Source organism: Streptomyces ossamyceticus (assembly GCF_001418475.1).
Lineage (GTDB): Bacteria > Actinomycetota > Actinomycetes > Streptomycetales > Streptomycetaceae > Streptomyces > Streptomyces ossamyceticus.
Genome location: NZ_LIQX01000166.1, coordinates 1 through 1,110 on the forward strand (window position 1 = coordinate 1; position 1,110 = coordinate 1,110).

Here is a 1,110-nt window from a genome sequence, read left to right on the forward strand (position 1 = left end):
CTCCTCGACGAGGGCGACGACGACCGGGCCAGGGCCCTCTGCGCGGAACTCGGCGTCCGGCACTTCACCCGCAGGGGCACAGCCGAGTGGAACCTCCCCAAGGGCCCCCACAAGGCCCGTACCAAGCACGGGAACTACAACGCGTGGATCGCGGCGCACGGCGAGGAGTACGCGTTCTTCGCCTCCGTCGACACCGACCACGTACCGCTGCCGAACTTCCTCGAACGGATGATGGGGTACTTCCGCGACCCGGACGTCGCGTTCGTCGTCGGCCCCCAGGTGTACGGCAACTACACCGCCCCGGTCACCAAGGCCGCCGAGTCGCAGCAGTTCCTCTTCCACGCCCTCATCCAGCGCGCCGGCAACCGCTACCGCGCCCCCATGTTCGTCGGCACCAACAACGTCGTCCGCGTCGCCGCCCTGCGGCAGATCGGCGGACTGCGCGACTCGATCACCGAGGACATGGCCACCGGCTTCGAGCTGCACCGCCACCGCAACCCCGCCACGGGCGCGTACTGGCGGTCGGTGTACACGCCGGACGTGCTGGCCGTCGGCGAGGGGCCCGCCTCCTGGACGGACTTCTTCTCCCAGCAGATGCGCTGGTCGCGCGGCACGTACGAGACGCTCCTCACGCAGTACTGGAAGGCGCCGTTCACGATGCCGTGGGGGCGCCTCTTCTCGTACACGCTGATGCTCGTCTACTACCCGATGACGGCCGTGAACTGGCTGCTCGGCATCGTCAGCTGTGTGCTGTTCCTGTGCTTCGGGGCGTCCGGCACCCAGGTCACCGCCTCCGTGTGGCTGATGCTCTACAGCGACGCGGCCGCCCTCCAGGTCGGGCTCTACCTGTGGAACCGCAGGCACAACGTCTCNNTGAAGTCCCTCGGCGCCGCGCTGCTGCGGCTGCCCTGCCGCTTCGTCGTCACCCCCAAGGGCGGCGACGCCAGCCCCGACCGGCTGCTGACCTTCCGCATCCATCTGTTCTGGGCGGCGGTGCTCTCCGCCTCGCTGACCGCCTCGCTCCTGCTCGGCCACAGCCATGTGGCCATGCGCACCTGGGCGGTCCTCGCCACGGCCCTCTCCTTGGCGCCCGTCGGGGTGTGGGCCGTC

At 69.8% G+C, this 1,110-nt stretch carries 1 protein-coding gene and 1 pseudogene; both read left to right on the top strand.

Annotated elements, in window-relative coordinates; genetic code table 11:
- Nucleotides 1–872 (top strand): glycosyltransferase family 2 protein (locus AOK15_RS13965; RefSeq protein ID WP_240508425.1); only part of this gene is annotated, 872 nt, incomplete at both ends.
- Nucleotides 873–874: 2 nt separating this feature from the next.
- Nucleotides 875–1,110: pseudogene (locus AOK15_RS46750) on the top strand (glycosyl transferase); the annotation flags it as partial.